Below are 16,764 nucleotides of genomic sequence, written 5' to 3'. Positions count from 1 at the left end.
GGTTTCGCCGCCTATGCCCGAAAAGTTCCGGTGCGCGGGTGTCCTGATTGGACCGTCCGGCCCAGAGCGGACACCCGCGCTCGGAGACACTTCACGCGGCTGACAGGTCTCGTTCATCACCGCGTCGGCCTGCGCGCCTAGGTTCTCCTGGCCGAAGCCGAGGAGGGTCATGTCCGAGACCAGCAAACACACCGTAAGCCGCCGGGGGGCTCTGGGCCTGCTGGGCGCGGGCGCCGCAGTGCCCCTGCTGGGCACCGGAGTGGCCGCCGCCGCGCCGCAGAGCGCCGCGTTCGTGCCGCAGGTCGGCTCCGGCACCACGCCGGTGCAGGGCCTGCACCTCACCTTCGGCCGCGACCCCGCGCGCCAGATGGTGGTCTCGTGGATCACCGAAGCCTCCGTGCGCAAGCCGCGCGTGCTGTACGGGACGCTCGACGGCGGCTTCGGCGCCGTGGCGCAGGCCGACACGCGCACGTACGTCGACGGCACGTCCGGCCGCACCGTGTGGGTGCACCACGCGCTGCTCGACCACCTGCGCCCGGGCACCGAGTACATCTACGCCGCGCAGCACGACGGCGCGACGCCCGACGCGGCCACCTTCCGCACCGCCCCGAGCGGCCGCTCGGCCTTCACGTTCACCAGCTTCGGCGACCAGTCGGCGCCGCAGGTCACCTGGAACGCCGCGGGCGCCGTGGGCCTCGACGCCAACTCCACGCCGGCGACCAAGGACATCGTCACCGGTATCGAGACGGTCGCGCCGCTGTTCCACCTGCTCAACGGCGACCTCTGCTACGCGAACCTCGATGTCGACCGCGTGCGCACGTGGAACAACTTCTTCACCAACAACACCCGCTCCGCGCGCTACCGGCCGTGGATGCCCGCCGCGGGCAACCACGAGATCGAGAAGCTCAACGGCGAGATCGGCCTCGGCGCGTACCAGGCCTACTTCCAGCTGCCCTCGACCGAGACCGACCGCGAGCTGGCCGGCCTCTGGTACAGCTTCACCGCCGGTTCGGTGCGCGTGATCGTGCTGCAGAACGACGACAACGCCCTGCAGGACGGGGGCGACGTCTACATCAGCGGTTACTCCGGCGGCCGCCAGCTCGCGTGGCTGAAGAAGGAGCTGGCCGCGGCCCGCGCGTCGAACGACATCGACTGGATCGTCGTCGCGATGCACCAGGTCATGATCAGCACGTCGGACGCCAACGGCGCCGACCTCGGCCTGCGCGAGAAGTACGGACCGCTGTTCGACCAGTACGGGGTGGACCTGGTGCTGTGCGGGCACGAGCACGACTACGAGCGCTCGCTGGCCGTGCACGGCGTGGTCTCCGGCAGCGAGACGCTCACGCCGAACCCGGTCTCGACGGCGACCGACAACATCGACGCCTCGCACGGCACCGTGCACATGATCCTCGGCGGCGGCGGGGTCTCCGGCACGACCAACGGCAGCTTCTTCAAGGACGGCACAGGCAAGGTCATCACCGCCGTCTCCGCGAAGGCCGACCCGGGCACGGGCAAGCGCGTGTCGACCTACGTCAAGGAGCAGGCCGTGTGGAGCGCGGTCCGCGACGAGGAGCACCCCTACGGTTTCGCGTCCTTCACCGTGGACCCGGGCCGCCACCGCGGCGACACGACGACCATGCACGTGACCTACTACAACGTGAACAAGCCGCACGGCGAGCTTTCGGTGTTCGAGAAGTTCTCGCTGCACCGCCGCCGCTCCGACGGCTGAGCGGAATCTCCGAGGGCGGGGCGCCATCCGGGTGGGCCGGGGTGGCGCCCTTTTCCGCGTCCAGGGCGCGTCCGGGGCGCGCGTTCGGGGCGCGTCAACCCCTCTTGACGGTCTTCACCCTGAATGATCATCCGGACCCCTTCCCGGGGGACGGTTCGGGTGGGTCGCGCGCTACGGTTCCCGGCACCGGTGCTCGGCGAGGACAACCGTCCTCTGTGGACACACCGGCCAGCGAGGAGCGCCTGCCGATGGACCACACCGCGACCCCCTTCGTGCTCGACCCCGCCGCGCGCGACGTGCACGGCGAAGGCGCGCGGCTGCGCGAACGCGGGCCGCTGACGCCGGTCGAGTTGCCGGGTGGCGTGCCGGCGTGGGCGGTCACGAGCCCCGCAGTGTTGAAACAGCTGCTCACCGACCCGCGCGTGTCCAAGGACCCGCGGCGGCACTGGCCCGCCTACCGCGCCGGCGAGATCCCCGAAGACTGGCCGCTGCACATCTGGGTTTCGGTGCAGAACATGTTCACCGCCTACGGCAGCGAGCACCGCCGGCTGCGTTCGCTGGTGTCGCAGGCGTTCACACCGCGGCGCATCGAGGGCATGCGGCCGCGGATCGAGGAGCTCACCGCGGACCTGCTCGACGGCCTCGCCGCCGGGCCCGCGCACACCGACCTGCGCGAGAGCTACTGCTACTCGCTGCCGATCGAGGTGATCTGCCGGCTCGTGGGCGTGCCGGAGGAGTCACGGCCGGGGTTGCGCGAGGGCGTCGCGGGACTGTTCGCGACGTCGGCCACGGCTGAGGAGGCGACCGCCAACGTCGCGCGGCTGTACGAGCTGCTGGGCGACCTCGTGGAGACGCGCCGCGCCGAGCCCGGCGACGACCTGGCCACCGTCCTCATCTCCGCGCGCGACGACGACGGCTCCGCCCTGACAGACGCGGAACTGCTCGACTCGCTGATGCTGGTGATCACGGCCGGGCACGAGACCACGGTCAATCTCCTCGACCAGTCCGTGGCCGCGCTGCTCACGCACCCCGCGCAGCTGCGCCTCGTGCTCGACGGCGACCGCGGCTGGTCCGACGTGATCGACGAAAGCCTGCGCTGGCAGTCGCCCGTCTCCCACCTGCCCCTGCGCTACGCCCTGGCCGACATCGACGTCGCCGGCACCACGATCCACGCCGGGGACCCGATCCTGGCCTCGTTCGGCCCGTCCGGGCGCGATGAAGCGTGCTACGGCCCCGACGCCGGGGTTTTCGATGTGACGCGGGCGAACAAGTCGTCGCTGGCGTTCGGCCACGGCGCGCACTACTGCCTGGGCGCGCCGCTGGCTCGGATGGAGGCAGAAATCGCGCTGCCCGCGCTGTTCGCGCGGTTTCCGGAGCTGGCGCTGGCCGTTCCCGCCGAGGACTTGCACCCGCTGGCGTCGTTCATCACCAACGGGCACGAGTCCTTGCCGGTGCGGCTGTTCTGAGCTTCAGCCCATCGACCCGATGTGCTCGGCCTCGATACGCAGCAACAGCCGCACCTGGTCGCGCCCGCCGTACCACGCGTAGGGCTGCCCGGTGTAGCGGAGCGCGAGCTTGTCGATGTGCTCGGCGGCGCCTTCGGTGGTCGCCTCCAGCACGCGCCCGCGGACGGTGAAGTAGCGGAACGGGTGCGTCGCGTCCGCGATGTTCAGCGCCACCCGCGGGTCGCGCTCGATGTTGCGCACCTTGCGGAAACCCTCGACCGTATTGACGAGGATGTGCTTGCCGTCGGTGTCCACCCACGTCTGCGTCAGCTGCGGCGAGCCGTCGGGCATGGTCGTGGCGATGAAGCAGAGGCTCGGCTGTTCCAGCAGAGCGAGAAGACCGGCGGGGAGATCCATGGGTCTCACGCTAGCCGCCGGTCGCGGGGGTAATCGAGTCAGGTTCCGTGCTGGTTTCGCGGGTTCCGGGGACCAGGAGCAACGGGACACTGAGGACACAAAGGACACCCGCGGCGGCGATCGCGACCCGGACGTCCGTGGCGCTCGCGAGGAGGCCCGCGGCGACGATGAACAGCGGCCGGACCAGGCGGCTGCCGGCGGACCAGCCGGCGAGGACTCGCGCCATCATGTCCTCGCGCGTCAACGTCATGCGGTGGGCGCTGAACAGCGGGTTGAACACCCCGGCGCCGAGCAGCAGCAGGGTGTCGATCGCCAGGAACGCGAGCACGCCGCCGAGGCCGGGCCCCACGAACGGGATGGCCAACACCCATGGCGTGCGGGCGATCCCGGCCCAGACCAGCACCCGGCGCGTGCCGAAGCGCGCCGCCAGGCGGGGTGCGAGGCGGGCACCCAGGACGCCGCCCAGGCAGGGCAGGCCGATGACGAGGCCGTACTGCCACGGACGGAAGCCCAGGTCGTCGAGCATGAACACGGTCTCCAGCGGCGAGATGGCGAGCACGGCGGAGCCGAAGAGCAGCGCGTTGCCGAACAGAAGCGCGAGTTCGCGGCTGTGCAGCAGGTAGCGCCAGCCCTCGAGCAGGTCGCGACCGACGTGCGCCGACGTGGTGCGCGCGGGCGGCGGTGGCTCGGGGCTGCGCAGCGAGCGCACGCCCAGTGCGGACGCGAGGTAGGAGACGGCGTCGACCAGCATCGTCACGGCCGGGCCGGTCAGGGAGACCAGCACTCCGCCGACGGGTGGCCCGGCGGAGTTCACCGTCCAGCTCGCGGCTTCGAAGCGGCTGGCGGCTTCGGCGCGCTGGCGCGCGGTGACCAGTGCCCGTAGGTGCGCTCCGCTGGCAGCGGTGAAGGCGACGAGCGCGACCGTCTGCACGACACCGACCACGTACAGCTGAGCCAGCGACACCGCGCCGAGCCCGATCGCCACCGGCACGCTCGCGAGGGCGACGAACCGCACGACGTCGGCGGTGATCATCACCGGCCGTTTCCGCCGGAACTCCACGAACCCGCCGATCGGCAGGGAGATCAGCGCGCCGGCGAGGCCGGGGATCGCGGCGAGCAGGGACACCTCTGCGGCGGACGCGTGCAGGATCAGCACCGCCACGAGGGGCATCGCGCCGTAGCCGATGGCCGAACCCGTCTCGCTCGCGGTGAACGCCCACCACAACCGTCGGAAATCCGCCCCCAGCCCCCGCATCCGGATGACGATAGCGGGACCGGGCCGCCGAAATGACCATCGGGGCAGCGGCAACGGTACTTTCGGACCCCTCTCTCGCGCCACCCGGCACTTGCATCGCGGCTGGTGGAACGACATCCCGCACGACCAGGCCGGAAAGGTGACATTCGCAGCGACATCCGTCACCTCGACCCTCGGCGGATAATCGGACGGGTGGACGACGGACGCGCCGGCAAGGTCACTTTCGCGGACCTGGAGCTGCTGCTGAGCTTCGCCGACACCGAGCACTTCGGGCAGACCGCCGTGGAGCTCGGCGTGAGCGTGGCGACGGTCCAGCGCGGGATCCGCGCGCTGGAGCGGAAGCTGGAGATCCGGCTCGTGGAGCAGGACGGCCGCCGCGTGCGGATGCTGCCGGCGGGCCACGTGCTGGTGCGCGAAGCGCACGCCGTGCTGCGCGCGCGGTCCGACGCGGTCGGTGCGGCGCTCGCGGACGCCGGCGAGCCGCAACGGCTCCTGCGGATCGCGCACACGTACTCGCTGGGGCTGGGGTTCGTGCCGGGCGTACTGGCCGACCTGCTCGCCGAACGGCCCGAGCTGCGCCTGCGCTGCACGCAAAGCCCGGCCACCGGCGTCGTCGAGACGCTGCTGCGCGGCGACGCCGACGCCGCCTTCTCGTCGGTGGCGCCGACCGAGTCGGACCTCGTGGTGGAGCCGCTGTTCACCGAGTCGCTGCTGCTGGCCGTCCCCGTCGGCGACGACCTCGCCGGGCGCAAGCGCGTGTCGCTGCGGGAGGTGAGCGAGCGGCCGTTCGTCGCCATGGAACCGGGTTCGAGCAGCCGCACGCACATGGTCAACGCGTGCGCGCGGGCCGGCTTCGTCCCGCGGATCACGGTGGAGGGCAACGACCTGTTCGTCGTCGAGTCCATGGTCGGCGCGGGAATCGGCGTGTCGGTGGTGCCGGAGGGCATGAACGACCACCAGCACCCCCGCATCACCCGCATCCCCATCGACGACCCGTCGTTCTCCGGCCGCACGATCTTCCTGGCATGGCACCGCAGCTCCACCGTCGCCGGCAGCGTGCAGACCCTCGCGCGCATCGCCCGCACCCACGGCAAACGCATGTCGCGACCGTTACGCCGCGTGCAATGATCCCGCCGCGCGATGGCGTTGTTCACCACCACCCGGCTCCCTACGCTTCGTGATCATGGCCGCCACGTCCGTTCACCCGAGGACTCCCGAGTCCTCCGCGTGGGTGTGCGCGACCCCTTCCGCGGCAACCCTGCGCTGCCTGCCGGGGGTCGCCGACGAGGCGCTCCGAGCCGCCGTGCGCGAAAGCGGCGGCACGGGCCAGGGCGCGCCGACGGCCCGGATGGCGGGCTCACGCAGCCGGGAAATCGGCCGCACGGATCCGGTCGGGGCGCCAGGGCGAATGGCGCACCCCGGGCACAGCCCGCGGTCCGACGACGGACTCCTCGAGGGCGTCCGCGACGTCCTCGTTCTCGGTCCCGGGGCGTCGCGGCCGCCGGCCGCCGCCGTGCGGGGTGTGGGCGCGGTGCCCGATCCCGGGGTGCTGCTCGTGGCGGACCCGGCCGGCCGAGGGGGCCGACCGGTGACCGCGGGCGGCGCCAAGGGGCGCGTACGCGGCCATTCCACTGTCTCCACCTGCCGCTCCGAAACCTCCCACGGGGAGACCTCCCTTTCCGAGGCCTCTCCCACTCCGGCACTGCCCACTCCGGCACTGCCCACTCCGAGACTTCCCCTCTCCCCGCTCGTGCCCCCTTCCGCCGATCGAGCAATGGAGCCTGTCCCGTGACGACGAACTCTGTTTCCCTCGCCCCCAAGGCCGACTGGTGAACCCGCCGGCCGTCCAGACCGCCGAGCTCGCCGCCCTGGCGTGCGCGCTCGGTGCCGAGACCGTGCCGCCCGCCGAGGTGGTCTCCGGCGCCGATTGGTGACCCCACCGCGCCCGATCAGGTACCGCCCCGCCACCACCCTCGGCGGGGCGGTACCGCGGTAACCGAAGCGGCACCACCCGCGGCCGCTTCGCACTGATGTCCGAAAGGGACTGACGTGACGCGGCCCGCCCGGCTCGGCCACCTCCCCTGGACGCACTACCAACGGAGAGTGGCCCTCGCCGCGATCGTGATCTTCGGCTGCCTCGTGGCCGCGCTGAACCAGACGCTCGCGTTCGGCCCGCTGATGGTCGGCCAGATCTCCCTGTCGCTGGGCTACCCGGCGGTGTTCGTCTTCGTCGGCGCGTGCGGCGCCGTGGTCGCGGTGGCCGTGCCGGCGCTCGCCCCGCGACGCAGCGAGGAACCGGTGCCCGTCACACGCCCCAGTCGGCGATGACCGCTTCCGTGTCGGCGCCCGGCTTCGGCGGCGAAGACGGCAGATCCGGTGCCGTCCGCGAAAACCGCGGCGCGGGAGCGGGCTGCAGCACCCCGTCGAGCTCGACCAGGCCGGCGCGCGCCGCGATGTGCGGGTGCGCCGCGACCTCGTCCGGCTCCAGCACCGGGGTGACGCACGCGTCGACGCCGCCGAACACCTCGGCCCACTCGTCGCGCGTGCGCGAGAGGAACGCCTTGGTGAACTCGGCCCGCAGCGTCGGCCAGCTCGTTTTCTCCAGCTGCGGCGGCAGATCCGCGGATTCCAGGCCGAGCCCGGCGAGCAGTGCCGCGTAGAACTGCGGCTCCAGTGCGCCGACGGCGACGTAGCGGCCGTCCGCGCACACGTAGGTGTCGTAGAAGGGCGCGCCGCCGTCGAGCAGGTTCACGCCGCGCTCGTCGGACCACACGCCGAGGCCTCGCAACGACCACACCATCAGCGCGAGCACGCTCGTGCCGTCGACCATCGCGGCGTCCACGACCTGGCCCAGGCCCGTGCGCTCCCGTTCCCACAGCGCGGAAAGCACGCCGACGAGCAGGAACATCGATCCGCCGCCGAAGTCGCCCACGAGGTTGAGCGGCGGCACCGGCCGCTCGCCCGCGCGGCCGATCGCGTTGAGCACGCCGACGAGCCCGATGTAGTTGATGTCGTGCCCGGCGCGCTGCGCCAGCGGGCCCTCCTGGCCCCAGCCGGTCATCCGGCCGTACACCAGCCGCGGGTTGAGCGCGTGGCAGTCGGCCGGGCCGACGCCGAGGCGTTCGGTCACGCCGGGACGCAGGCCCTCCACGAGCACGTCGGCCTTCGCGGCGAGCCGCAGCACGAGGTCACGGCCTTCGGGTGTCTTCAGGTCGGCCGCGACGGAACGCCGGCCGCGCAGCAACGGGTCCGCCTTGCCGCCGGTGAGGTCGAGCGAGCCAGACGGACGCTCCACGCGCACGACGTCGGCCCCCAGGTCGGCGAGCACCATGCACGCGTGCGGGCCCGGGCCGATCCCGGCCAGCTCCACGACCTTCAGTCCGCTCAGCGGTCCCGCCACGTGCCCTCCTCAGCTCCGGTGCCGATCGCCCGACCCTACCGGGCCTCACAGCGCCAATTTGGTGAGCAGCGCCACGAGCTGGCGCCGTTCCTCGTCGTCGAGCGGCGCGAGCATCGACTCGTTCACCCGATCGACGACAGGCATCGCCGTGGCGAGCAGCTCCTCCCCCGCCGGTGTGAGCCGCAGCTCGCGGCGGCGCCGATCGGCACCCACGGTGCGCGTGATCAACCCGCGTTCTTCCAGGCGCAGCAGCAGGTTCGCGAGCGTCGCCTTGTCCGTGGCCGCCCGCTGCCCGGCCGACGCCTGGTCGAGCCCCGGCGTCTCCGAGATCGCCACCAGCACGGCGTACTGCGGCTTCGTGAGCCCCGGCAGCGTCGCCTGCCAACGGGCCCCGTGCTCCTGCATCGCGCGCCGCAGCGCGTGGAAGACCGACTCGTCCATCCGGCTCGTCATGATCGCCATGTTAGTATGAATGCGAACGGTTCGTATACGAACTTATCCAGTGAACGACACCCCGGAGGAGGTGCCGCCGTGCGGCTGATCGTCGGCATGACGGGCGCGACCGGCGCCCCGTTCGGCATCCGGCTGCTCGAGGTGCTGCGCGCGATGCCGGACGTGGAGACGCACCTTGTGCTCAGCCGCTGGGCGCGCACCACCATCCACCTGGAGACCTCGCTGTCCGCGCGCGAAGTCGGTGAACTGGCCGACGTCGTGCACTCGCCCGAGGACCAGGCGGCCTCGATCTCGTCGGGCTCGTTCCGCACCGACGGCATGATCGTGGTGCCGTGCAGCATGAAAACCCTCGCCGGCATCCGCACCGGCTACGCCGACGGCCTACTGGGCCGCGCCGCCGACGTGGTGCTCAAGGAGCGGCGCAAGCTCGTGCTGGTCCCGCGCGAGACGCCGCTTTCGGAGATCCACCTGGAGAACATGCTCGCGCTCACCCGCATGGGCGCGGTCATGGTGCCGCCGATGCCGGCCTTCTACAACCACCCGCAGTCGCTCGACGACGTGCTCGACCACGTCGTCGCGCGCGTGCTCGACCAGTTCGGCCTGTCCGCGCCCGCGGCCCGCCGCTGGACCGGGCTGAACCCGCAGGAGGACCCATGCCCCACGACGACCTCAGGTCGTTCCTGACCACGCTCGACAAAGAAGGCCAGCTGGTCCGGGTGACCGAGCAGGTCTCCCCCGAGCCCGACCTCGCCGCGGCCGCCAACGCCGCGCCGAAGCTCGGCGACGCCGCCCCCGCGTTGTATTTCGACAACCTCGAAGGCTTCACCGACGCCCGGGTCGCCCTCAACGTCCACGGTTCCTGGGCCAACCACGCGCTCGCGCTGGGTCTGCCCGCCGACACGGGCGTGAAGGACCAGGTCGCCGAGTTCATCCGCCGCTGGGAGACCTTCCCCGTGCCCGTGGAGCGCCGCGAAGACCCGCCGTGGGCCGAAAACGTGCTCGAAGGCGACGACGTCGACCTGTTCTCCGTGCTGCCCCTGTTCCGCCTCAACGACGGCGACGGCGGCTTCTACCTCGACAAGGCCGCCGTCGTCTCGCGCGATCCCGAGGACCCCGGCAACGACGGCAAGCAGAACGTCGGCATCTACCGCCTGCAGGTGAAAGGCCCCGCCGAGCTGGGCATCCAGCCCGTGCCGATGCACGACATCGCGCTCCAGCTGGCCAAGGCCGAGCGCGCGGGCGAGGACCTGCCGGTGGCGATCGCGCTGGGCAACGACCCGGTGATCCCCATCGTCGCCGCCACTCCCCTGGCCTACGACCAGAACGAGTACGAGCTGGCCGGCGCCCTGCGCGGTGCCCCCGCCCCCGTCAACGCCGCGCCGCTGACCGGCCTCGACGTGCCGTGGGGCGCGGAAGTGGTGCTGGAGGGCGTGATCGTCGGCCGGCGCCGCGAGCTGGAGGGCCCGTTCGGCGAGTTCACCGGCCACTACTCCGGCGGGCGCAGCATGCCCGTGATCCGGATCGACCGGATCTCCTACCGCACGCACCCGGTGTTCGAGTCGCTCTACCTCGGGATGCCGTGGACCGAGATCGACTTCCTCATGGCCGCCAACACCTGCGTGCCGGTCCACCAGCAGCTCACGGCGGAGTTCCCCGAGGTGCGGGCGGTGAACGCCATGTACACCCACGGCCTGCTGGCGATCATCTCCACGAAGTCGCGCTACGGCGGCTTCGCGAAAACCGTCGGCATGCGCGCCATGACCACGCCGCACGGCCTCGGGTACCTGAAGACCGTGATCGTGGTCGACGAGGACGTCGACCCGTTCGACCTGCCCCGGGTCATGTGGGCGGTGTCCACGAAGGTCAACCCCGCCGGCGACGTGCTGGTGCTGCCGAACCTGCCCGTGGTCGCCCTCGATCCGGCGGCCGACCCGGCGGGCATCACCCACAAGATGATCATCGACGCGACCACCCCCGTCGCCCCGGACGAGCGCGGCCACTTCAGCCAGCCGGTGAAGGACCTGCCGGAAACCGCCGCGTGGGTGGACAAACTGCGCAAGCTGGCCGCCCGATGACCGCCCCGGAAGGAGCCTCGCCCGTGACCTGCCCCCGTTGTGACCACCCCGATGTCGCGAAGCTCGCCGACTCCCCCGTCGCCGGGGTGTGGACCGTCCACCAGTGCGCGCGCTGCCGCTACACCTGGCGCAGCACGGAACCGGCCCGCCGCACCCAGCGTGCGCACTACCCCGAAGCGTTCCGCCTGACCGCGCAGGACATCGCCGCCGCCACTGACGTGCCCGCGGTGCCGCCGTTACTGATCCGGCCAAAGTAGGTCGACCCCCACGCGGCACGTAGCCGTTGCTGCGAAGCCATTCGGCCGTGGCTGCGGTCGGATTGGTAACGATCGGCACAGTAGAGTCGCGGCCATGAGCGACACACTGATGTGGGAAGTCCGCGCAGCGCCGGGCCGCCAGCAAGACCTGCTGTCCTGGGTCGAGGCCACCGCCGTGCCGGAACTCACGGCCACGGAGCATTTCGCCGGTGCCGACGTCTACCTGGGCGGACAGGACCGCGTTGTGGTCATCGCGCGCTGGAACGCCGTTCCCCCGCGGCTGCCCGACCCGCCGGAGGAGCTGCTCGCGCGTCCGGTGGCGCAATGGCCCTTCCAACACCACAGCACCGTCGCACCCTGAACCCAGTAGGTTGGGAGAGCCGGGAACACCCTCGTCTTGGAGGTCAGGAATGACAGTCGCGCAGATCGCCTACATCCGTCCCAAAGCGGGCAAGGAGGCGGAGGTGGAGCAGCTGCTGCGCGGGCTCGTCGACGCGGCTCGGCAGGAAGAGGGCACCCTGCTCTACCTGCTGAACAAGCGTGAGGACGAGTTCGTCTTCTACGAGATGTTCGCCGACCTCGACGCGTTGAAGGTCCACAGTGGCAACGACGCGCTGCGCGGCCTGGTCGCGCGGGCCGACGAGCTGCTCGAGGGCGGGATCACCGTCGACAAGGTGTCCTACATCGACGGAGCCGGCCGCTTCAACTGAAAAACCTCCCGCTCCCATCTCACCCGATGAGGGGACAATGAGGCTGACCCGGTGAGCTGCTGGGTACTCCTCGAAACGTTCACCGGAATTCGGCACGACGGAAGGGAGCGAGAGATGGCCGGCATGTTCGACAAGGCCAAGGAGAAGCTGCAGGAGTTCGCGGGCCAGCACCCGGACAAGGTCGACCAGGGCGTGGACAAGGCCGCCGACGTCGCCGACGAAAAGACCGGCGGCAAGCACGGCGACCAGATCCAGAAGGGTGCCGACAAGCTGAAGGAACGCTTCGGCGGCGACGAGCAGCAGAAGTAGTCGCGGCCGCACCAAAGAGGGGTCTCCCCGCCGGTATCCCGAGCCGGCCGGGGAGGCCCCTCGTGGTTATTTCCTGAGGTTCTCCAACGCTTCGTCGAGGTCCACGACGTCGGCATACTTCGCGTCGAGGTCCACCAGATTGTTGTCGTGCACGGCTTCCGTTCGGTCCGCGCACGCCTGCCGCACGACTTGGGGCCGGAACCCGTGGTTCAGCGCGTCCATTGCGGACGCTCGCACGCACCCGGACGTCGAGACCCCGGTGACGACCAGAGTGTCCACACCGGACGCGTGCAAAGTGGACGCCAGCGAGGTGCCGAAGAACGCCGACGCGTACTGCTTGACCACCACGACTTCCCCCGGCTCGGGCTTCAGCGGGCCGATCTCGCCCCAGCCGCCCTCGGCACCTGCCTCGAATGCCTTGAGCGCCGGGACTTTCTCCACGAACAGCCCGCCGTCGGCGAGGCCGCGCGTGTAGGCCACCGACGTCCACACGACCGGGTGTCCGGCCGTGCGGGCGGCCTCGAGCAACGCGCGGGTCGCCTCGACCGCAGGCCCTGGGCTGGGAAGCTCGAACGGCCCGCCGGGCTCGGTGTACGCGCGCACGAGGTCGATCACGAGCAGCGCGGGCCGCGCTCCCCAGCCGAGCCGGCCGGAGAACGCGGACCCGTGCGGCCCGTTCATGTCGCCGACCAGACCGGGCGCTGCGGCGCCGGCAGGCCGGTCTCCGCCTCGCAGTTGGCCAGCAGCTCCTCGATCGGCGGACCCATGTCGAACACGGGCAGCTCCGCCGGCCGCGACGCGCGCAGCTGATCGCGCAACGTCTTCGTCGCGTCGGTGTCCACAGTGCCGTCCACCGCCACGACCACACCGTAGCCGCGGGCGCCGTCCGGCGTCACGAGACCGCGTTCGACCTCCAGGCCCACCAGCGCGGGGTCGCGCTCCAGCGGGTCGCCCCAGCCGCCGCCACCCCACGTGACGAAGTGCAGCACGTCGCCGGTGTGCACCGGAACGTCGTGGCACTTGCTGGGCAGCACTTCCTTCGTGCCGTCCGCGCGGTCGATCCACTTGGTCCCGCGAGCGCCGGGTGCGCCGCCGTTGACGCCCCACGGGTAGGTGAGCCAGCGGTCGTCGTGGATCGCGATCGTGCCGGGCTCCTCGAACACGTACGTCACGTCCACGCCGTTGCCGCCGCGGTGCAGGCCCGCGCCGCCGGTGTCGGCGACGGTCTCCCAGCGTTCGATGCGCAGCGGGTAGTAGGACTCCAGGTACTCACAAGGGATGTTGACGAAGCTCGGCCACAGCGAGTGCCCGTCGGGCCCGTCGCCCAGCGGCCGGCCGGGGATGCCGCCGAAGCCGATCGAGTACAGCTGGAACCACTCGCCCTTGCGCTCACCGCTCGAGTAGTTGCCGGAGTACATGAAGTGCGGGCTGGACGAGAAGCCCGCCGCGTTGAGCAGCGCCGGGTTCGTCTGGCCGAGCAGGCCACCGAACAGGTCGAACACGCGGCCGATGCCGTGGTTGCGGCCGTTGAGCGACGCGGGATGTTTCGGCTTCCAGTAGGAACCGTCCGGAATGGTCACGTCGACCAGCGGGTAGAACCCGTCGTTCCACAGGATCTGCGGGTCGGCCACGGTGATCATGTAGATCCCGAAGAACATCCGGGTGAGGTTCTCGTTGATGTAGTAGTTGATCGGCCCCGCGGCCTGCGGCGAGCTGCCCGTGAAGTCCAGGTGCACCTTCTCGCCGGTGCGGGTGAGGGAAAGTTTCAGCTCGTAGGGGCCGAAACCCACACCGTCGTCGCAGATGTAGTCGGTGAAGCTGATCGTCCTGCCGTCTTCGAACACCGTCTGCAGCAGGATCTTCATCGCGTCGTAGTTGCGCTGCAGCAGAGCGTCCAAAGCGGACAGGTAGGTCGCCGTGCCGAACCGGTCGCACATCTCCACCACGCGGCGCGACGCCGTGCGGCAGGCGGCGACGAGCCCATTGAGGTCGGCGCGGTTCCAGTCCGGCATGCGGACCTGGTTGAGGATGATCCGCAGGGCGTCCTCGTTCAGCTTTCCCTTGCGGTAGAGCTTGAACGGCGGGACGACCACGCCCTCTTCGTAGATCGTGCGCGCGTCGGTGGGCATCGAGGACGGGGTCTTGCCACCGACGTCGGACATGTGCCCGAACATCGAGGCCCAGCCCACGAGCCGGCCCTCGTGGTAGATCGGCATCACGATCAGCCAGTCGTTGGCGTGGCTGATCGCCGCCCCGCACGCGTACGGGTCCGACGTCATGAGCACGTCGCCCTCTTCGATGGTGTCGTCGAAGCCCTCGAGGAAGTCCGGGATGGACAGTCCGAACTGGCCGACCACCATCTTGCCGCTCGGGTCGCCGATGAGCGGGAACTCGTCGTGCTGCTCGCGGATGCCGGGCGACAGCGCGGTGCGGAAGAGCACCTCGTCCATCTCGTAACGGGCGTTGCGCAGCCCGTTCTCGATGAGGTCGAGGGTGACCGGGTCCACTTCGGACCTGGTGATCGCACCGGTGGCGGTCTCGATGATCTCAGCCAAGGTTCAGCCCTCCAGCGGGGTGATCAGCAGGCTGCCCGACGCGTGCACGGTGGCGGCGTGCTCGGGCAGCACGAGGGTCGTGGAGTCCATTTCGGTCACGATCGCGGGCCCGGCGACGACGTCACCGGCCAGGAGCTTCGCGCGGTCGTAGACCTTCGCCTCGAGCTGTTTGCCCGACACGTGGATCGGGTGCGTGTCCACCAGCGCGGCCACCGGGTCGCCGGTGCCCTCGGCCAGCGTCACGGCCGCCACCGACGGGCGCGGGCCGGTGACGGTGGCGCGGGCGTTGACCAGCTCGTGGTCCACGTTGAGCAGGAAGGAGAACAGCCGGTCGTGCTCGGCGTCGAAGTGCTTGGCCAGCAGGTCGAGCGCGGTGTCGGGGGTGTCCAGCGACGCCGGGTCGACCTCGACCGGGATCTCGAAACCCTGGCCGTGGTAGCGCACGTCGACCTGGAAACCGAGCGTCTGGTCGGCGCGGTCGAGCCCCTGCTCCACGAGCCGGCCACCGGCCTCGTCACCCAGCTCGCGCAGGATCTGCACGAGCTCGGCGCCGGTGAGGTCGGCGAAGCGGCGCAGCACGGTGCGGGCCGACACGTCCCGCAGGCTCGTGGTCGCGTCGCCCAGCGCGCACAGCACGCCGGGTGACGGCGGCACGATCACGGGCCACGCGCCGGTGAGCTTGCCGAGGGCGTTGGCGTGCAAGGGACCCGCGCCGCCGAACGCGACGAGCGCGAAGTCGCGCGGGTCGAAACCCTGCTGCACTGAGACGAGCCGCAGGCCACCGAGCATGTTCTCGTTGACGATGTCGATGATCCCGGCCGCCGCGGCCTCGACGCTCGGCAGGCCCATCGCGCCGGCCACCTTGGCGACGGCCGTGCGGGCGGCTTCGACGTCGAGCGTGATCTCGCCGCCGGCCAGCTGTGCGGGCAGGTAGCCGAGGACCACGTTGGCGTCGGTCACCGTCGGCTCCGTGCCGCCCTTGCCGTACGCGGCGGGGCCGGGGTCGGCACCCGCCGACTGCGGGCCGACGCGCAGCGCCTTCGTCAGTTCCGGTACGTGGGCGATGGATCCGCCGCCGGCGCCGACCGTACGAACGTCCACACTGGACGCCCGAACGGTGAGGTCACCGACCTGCGTCTCGCGGCCGATGCGCGGGTTGAGGTCCTGCACGAGCGCGACGTCGGTGGACGTGCCGCCCATGTCGAACGTGATGAGGTCGCGGTGGCCGCACTGCTCGGCCACCCACACCGCGCCGGTCACGCCGCCGGCGGGGCCGGACAGCAGCATCGTCACGGGGGCGGCGACAGCGGCGTCGGCCCCCGAAAGGCCACCGTCGCTGCGCAGGATGGCCAGCTCGCCGGCCACGCCGCTGCCGGCGAGCTCACTCGCCAGCGTCTCGACGTACTTCTTCACCTGCGGCTGCACGTAGCCGTTGGCGACGGTGGTGACCGTGCGCTCGTACTCGCGCAGCTCGGGCAGCACGTCCGACGACAGCGACACCGGCACGCCGGGCAGCACTTCGGCGGCGATCCGGGCCACGCGGCGCTCGTGCGCGGAGTCGGCGAAGGAGTTGATCAGCGACACGGCGAGCGCCTGGATCCCGCGGCCGCGCAGCTTCTCCAGCTGGGCCCGCACGTCGGCCTCGTCGAGCTGGCGGATCACCCCGCCGTCGCTGGCGATGCGCTCGTCGACCTCGACGGTGTTCTCCAGCGCCGCCAAGGGTTCCGGCTTCGGCCAGATGATCCAGCCGGCGAGCCCGCCCGGGACGTAGGAGCGCGCGATCTGCAGCACCTGGCGGAACCCGCGCGTGGTCACGAGCCCCACGCGGGCACCCTTGCCTTCGAGGATGGCGTTGGTGGCCACGGTCGTGCCGTGCAGCACCTGCGCGACCTCGCTCAGCGCGATGCCCGCGTCGGCGCACACCTTCGCGATGCCGTTGCGGACGCCGACCGACTGGTCCGCGGGGGTGGACGGGGTCTTCGCCCGCCAGGTGCCGCCGGTCGTCTCCTCGACCAGCAGCACGTCGGTAAAGGTGCCGCCGACGTCGACACCGAGTCGGTAATTTGGCCTCGGCTCCGCCGAGGCGTGCGAGATCGCCTGGGAGCCGGCGTCTCGCTCAGGCGGTCGGATCGGCCGGGGGCCGATCGCACCGCCTGAGC

The 16,764-nt window shown here is 71.2% G+C and carries 18 protein-coding genes; 10 read left to right on the top strand and 8 right to left on the bottom strand.

Going from position 1 to position 16,764, the window contains the following annotated elements:
* Positions 1-169 precede the first annotated feature (169 nt).
* A complete protein-coding gene (locus AB0H62_RS39720) occupies positions 170-1,729 on the top strand; it encodes a metallophosphoesterase family protein (protein WP_220239042.1) in 1,560 nt (519 codons plus the stop codon).
* A gap of 248 nt (positions 1,730-1,977) precedes the next feature.
* Positions 1,978-3,195, top strand: coding sequence for a cytochrome P450 (locus AB0H62_RS39715; protein ID WP_360591812.1), 1,218 nt, complete (start codon positions 1,978-1,980; stop codon positions 3,193-3,195).
* A 3-nt stretch (positions 3,196-3,198) separates the two neighbouring features.
* Here the strand turns inward: AB0H62_RS39715 and AB0H62_RS39710 are convergent, their stop codons facing one another.
* Entirely contained in the window at positions 3,199-3,591 is a 393-nt protein-coding gene (locus AB0H62_RS39710; RefSeq protein ID WP_220239040.1) for a PPOX class F420-dependent oxidoreductase, read from the bottom strand.
* A gap of 10 nt (positions 3,592-3,601) precedes the next feature.
* On the bottom strand, positions 3,602-4,846 hold the full coding sequence (locus AB0H62_RS39705; protein WP_220239039.1) for an MFS transporter: 1,245 nt from the start codon (positions 4,844-4,846) through the stop codon (positions 3,602-3,604).
* A 192-nt stretch (positions 4,847-5,038) separates the two neighbouring features.
* Here AB0H62_RS39705 and AB0H62_RS39700 point away from each other — a divergent pair, with 192 nt between their 5' ends.
* A complete protein-coding gene (locus AB0H62_RS39700) occupies positions 5,039-5,974 on the top strand; it encodes a LysR family transcriptional regulator (protein ID WP_220239038.1) in 936 nt (311 codons plus the stop codon).
* 229 nt (positions 5,975-6,203) lie between these two features.
* On the opposite strand, the gene AB0H62_RS39695 is transcribed toward AB0H62_RS39700, so the two are convergent.
* Positions 6,204-6,473 (bottom strand): hypothetical protein, encoded by a 270-nt coding sequence (locus tag AB0H62_RS39695; RefSeq protein WP_360591811.1) that lies wholly within the window; start codon positions 6,471-6,473, stop codon positions 6,204-6,206.
* Between the two features lie 422 nt (positions 6,474-6,895).
* Between AB0H62_RS39695 and AB0H62_RS39690 the strand changes: the two genes are divergently transcribed.
* Positions 6,896-7,174, top strand: coding sequence for a hypothetical protein (locus AB0H62_RS39690; RefSeq protein ID WP_360591810.1), 279 nt, complete (start codon positions 6,896-6,898; stop codon positions 7,172-7,174).
* Here the strand turns inward: AB0H62_RS39690 and AB0H62_RS39685 are convergent.
* Both AB0H62_RS39685 and AB0H62_RS39680 read right to left on the bottom strand, forming a co-directional pair.
* Entirely contained in the window at positions 7,152-8,246 is a 1,095-nt protein-coding gene (locus tag AB0H62_RS39685) for a CaiB/BaiF CoA-transferase family protein (protein WP_220239035.1), read from the bottom strand. The two genes, AB0H62_RS39690 and AB0H62_RS39685, sit on opposite strands and share 23 nt — an antisense overlap.
* A 45-nt stretch (positions 8,247-8,291) precedes the next feature.
* Positions 8,292-8,699 (bottom strand): MarR family winged helix-turn-helix transcriptional regulator, encoded by a 408-nt coding sequence (locus AB0H62_RS39680; RefSeq protein WP_220239034.1) that lies wholly within the window; start codon positions 8,697-8,699, stop codon positions 8,292-8,294.
* A 78-nt stretch (positions 8,700-8,777) separates the two neighbouring features.
* Between AB0H62_RS39680 and AB0H62_RS39675 the strand changes: the two genes are divergently transcribed.
* From AB0H62_RS39675 to AB0H62_RS39650, 6 genes are all read left to right on the top strand, one after another.
* Positions 8,778-9,383 (top strand): non-oxidative hydroxyarylic acid decarboxylases subunit B, encoded by a 606-nt coding sequence (locus tag AB0H62_RS39675; RefSeq protein WP_220239033.1) that lies wholly within the window; start codon positions 8,778-8,780, stop codon positions 9,381-9,383.
* Positions 9,353-10,774 carry a non-oxidative hydroxyarylic acid decarboxylases subunit C gene (locus AB0H62_RS39670; protein WP_360591809.1) on the top strand — a complete coding sequence of 474 codons (1,422 nt, stop codon included), beginning with the start codon at positions 9,353-9,355 and terminating at the stop codon, positions 10,772-10,774. Before AB0H62_RS39675 ends, AB0H62_RS39670 begins: the two co-directional genes overlap by 31 nt.
* A gap of 23 nt (positions 10,775-10,797) precedes the next feature.
* On the top strand, positions 10,798-11,031 hold the full coding sequence (locus AB0H62_RS39665; RefSeq protein WP_220239031.1) for a non-oxidative hydroxyarylic acid decarboxylases subunit D: 234 nt from the start codon (positions 10,798-10,800) through the stop codon (positions 11,029-11,031).
* A 94-nt stretch (positions 11,032-11,125) separates the two neighbouring features.
* Positions 11,126-11,392, top strand: coding sequence for a hypothetical protein (locus AB0H62_RS39660; RefSeq protein ID WP_220239030.1), 267 nt, complete (start codon positions 11,126-11,128; stop codon positions 11,390-11,392).
* A 49-nt stretch (positions 11,393-11,441) separates the two neighbouring features.
* The gene (locus AB0H62_RS39655; RefSeq protein ID WP_220239029.1) at positions 11,442-11,741 is read left to right on the top strand and encodes a putative quinol monooxygenase; all 300 of its coding nucleotides are present in this window, start codon (positions 11,442-11,444) and stop codon (positions 11,739-11,741) included.
* Positions 11,742-11,855: 114 nt separating this feature from the next.
* Positions 11,856-12,050, top strand: a complete 195-nt coding sequence (locus AB0H62_RS39650; RefSeq protein ID WP_220239028.1) for an antitoxin — start codon at positions 11,856-11,858, stop codon at positions 12,048-12,050.
* 66 nt (positions 12,051-12,116) lie between these two features.
* Here AB0H62_RS39650 and AB0H62_RS39645 read toward each other — a convergent pair whose 3' ends face one another.
* Genes AB0H62_RS39645 through AB0H62_RS39635 form a run of 3 tightly spaced genes read right to left on the bottom strand, consistent with a single transcriptional unit; the run spans position 12,117 to position 16,699 of the window.
* The gene (locus tag AB0H62_RS39645) at positions 12,117-12,731 is read right to left on the bottom strand and encodes an isochorismatase family protein (RefSeq protein WP_220239027.1); all 615 of its coding nucleotides are present in this window, start codon (positions 12,729-12,731) and stop codon (positions 12,117-12,119) included.
* Positions 12,728-14,605, bottom strand: coding sequence for a hydantoinase B/oxoprolinase family protein (locus AB0H62_RS39640; RefSeq protein WP_360591808.1), 1,878 nt, complete (start codon positions 14,603-14,605; stop codon positions 12,728-12,730). The genes AB0H62_RS39645 and AB0H62_RS39640 overlap by 4 nt, the downstream gene beginning before the upstream one ends.
* A 3-nt stretch (positions 14,606-14,608) precedes the next feature.
* Complete coding sequence (locus AB0H62_RS39635) at positions 14,609-16,699, bottom strand: hydantoinase/oxoprolinase family protein (RefSeq protein WP_220247574.1); 2,091 nt, start codon at positions 16,697-16,699, stop codon at positions 14,609-14,611.
* Between the last annotated feature and the right edge of the window lie 65 nt (positions 16,700-16,764).

Source organism: Amycolatopsis sp. NPDC050768 (assembly GCF_040654155.1).
Lineage (GTDB): Bacteria > Actinomycetota > Actinomycetes > Mycobacteriales > Pseudonocardiaceae > Amycolatopsis.
The sequence above is the reverse complement of the archived record's forward strand: the minus strand, read 5'-3'. Positions and strand labels throughout refer to the sequence as shown.

Excerpts from the sequence above, each read along its gene's own strand:
- AB0H62_RS39720 (WP_220239042.1), top strand. The coding sequence starts at position 170 with ATGTCCGAGACCAGCAAACACACCGTAAGCCGCCGGGGGGCTCTGGGC.
- AB0H62_RS39715 (WP_360591812.1), top strand. The coding sequence starts at position 1,978 with ATGGACCACACCGCGACCCCCTTCGTGCTCGACCCCGCCGCGCGCGAC.
- AB0H62_RS39710 (WP_220239040.1), bottom strand. The coding sequence starts at position 3,591 with ATGGATCTCCCCGCCGGTCTTCTCGCTCTGCTGGAACAGCCGAGCCTC.
- AB0H62_RS39705 (WP_220239039.1), bottom strand. The coding sequence starts at position 4,846 with ATGCGGGGGCTGGGGGCGGATTTCCGACGGTTGTGGTGGGCGTTCACC.
- AB0H62_RS39695 (WP_360591811.1), bottom strand. The coding sequence starts at position 6,473 with ATGGCCGCGTACGCGCCCCTTGGCGCCGCCCGCGGTCACCGGTCGGCC.
- AB0H62_RS39680 (WP_220239034.1), bottom strand. The coding sequence starts at position 8,699 with ATGACGAGCCGGATGGACGAGTCGGTCTTCCACGCGCTGCGGCGCGCG.
- AB0H62_RS39670 (WP_360591809.1), top strand. The coding sequence starts at position 9,353 with ATGCCCCACGACGACCTCAGGTCGTTCCTGACCACGCTCGACAAAGAA.
- AB0H62_RS39660 (WP_220239030.1), top strand. The coding sequence starts at position 11,126 with ATGAGCGACACACTGATGTGGGAAGTCCGCGCAGCGCCGGGCCGCCAG.
- AB0H62_RS39655 (WP_220239029.1), top strand. The coding sequence starts at position 11,442 with ATGACAGTCGCGCAGATCGCCTACATCCGTCCCAAAGCGGGCAAGGAG.
- AB0H62_RS39650 (WP_220239028.1), top strand. The coding sequence starts at position 11,856 with ATGGCCGGCATGTTCGACAAGGCCAAGGAGAAGCTGCAGGAGTTCGCG.
- AB0H62_RS39645 (WP_220239027.1), bottom strand. The coding sequence starts at position 12,731 with ATGAACGGGCCGCACGGGTCCGCGTTCTCCGGCCGGCTCGGCTGGGGA.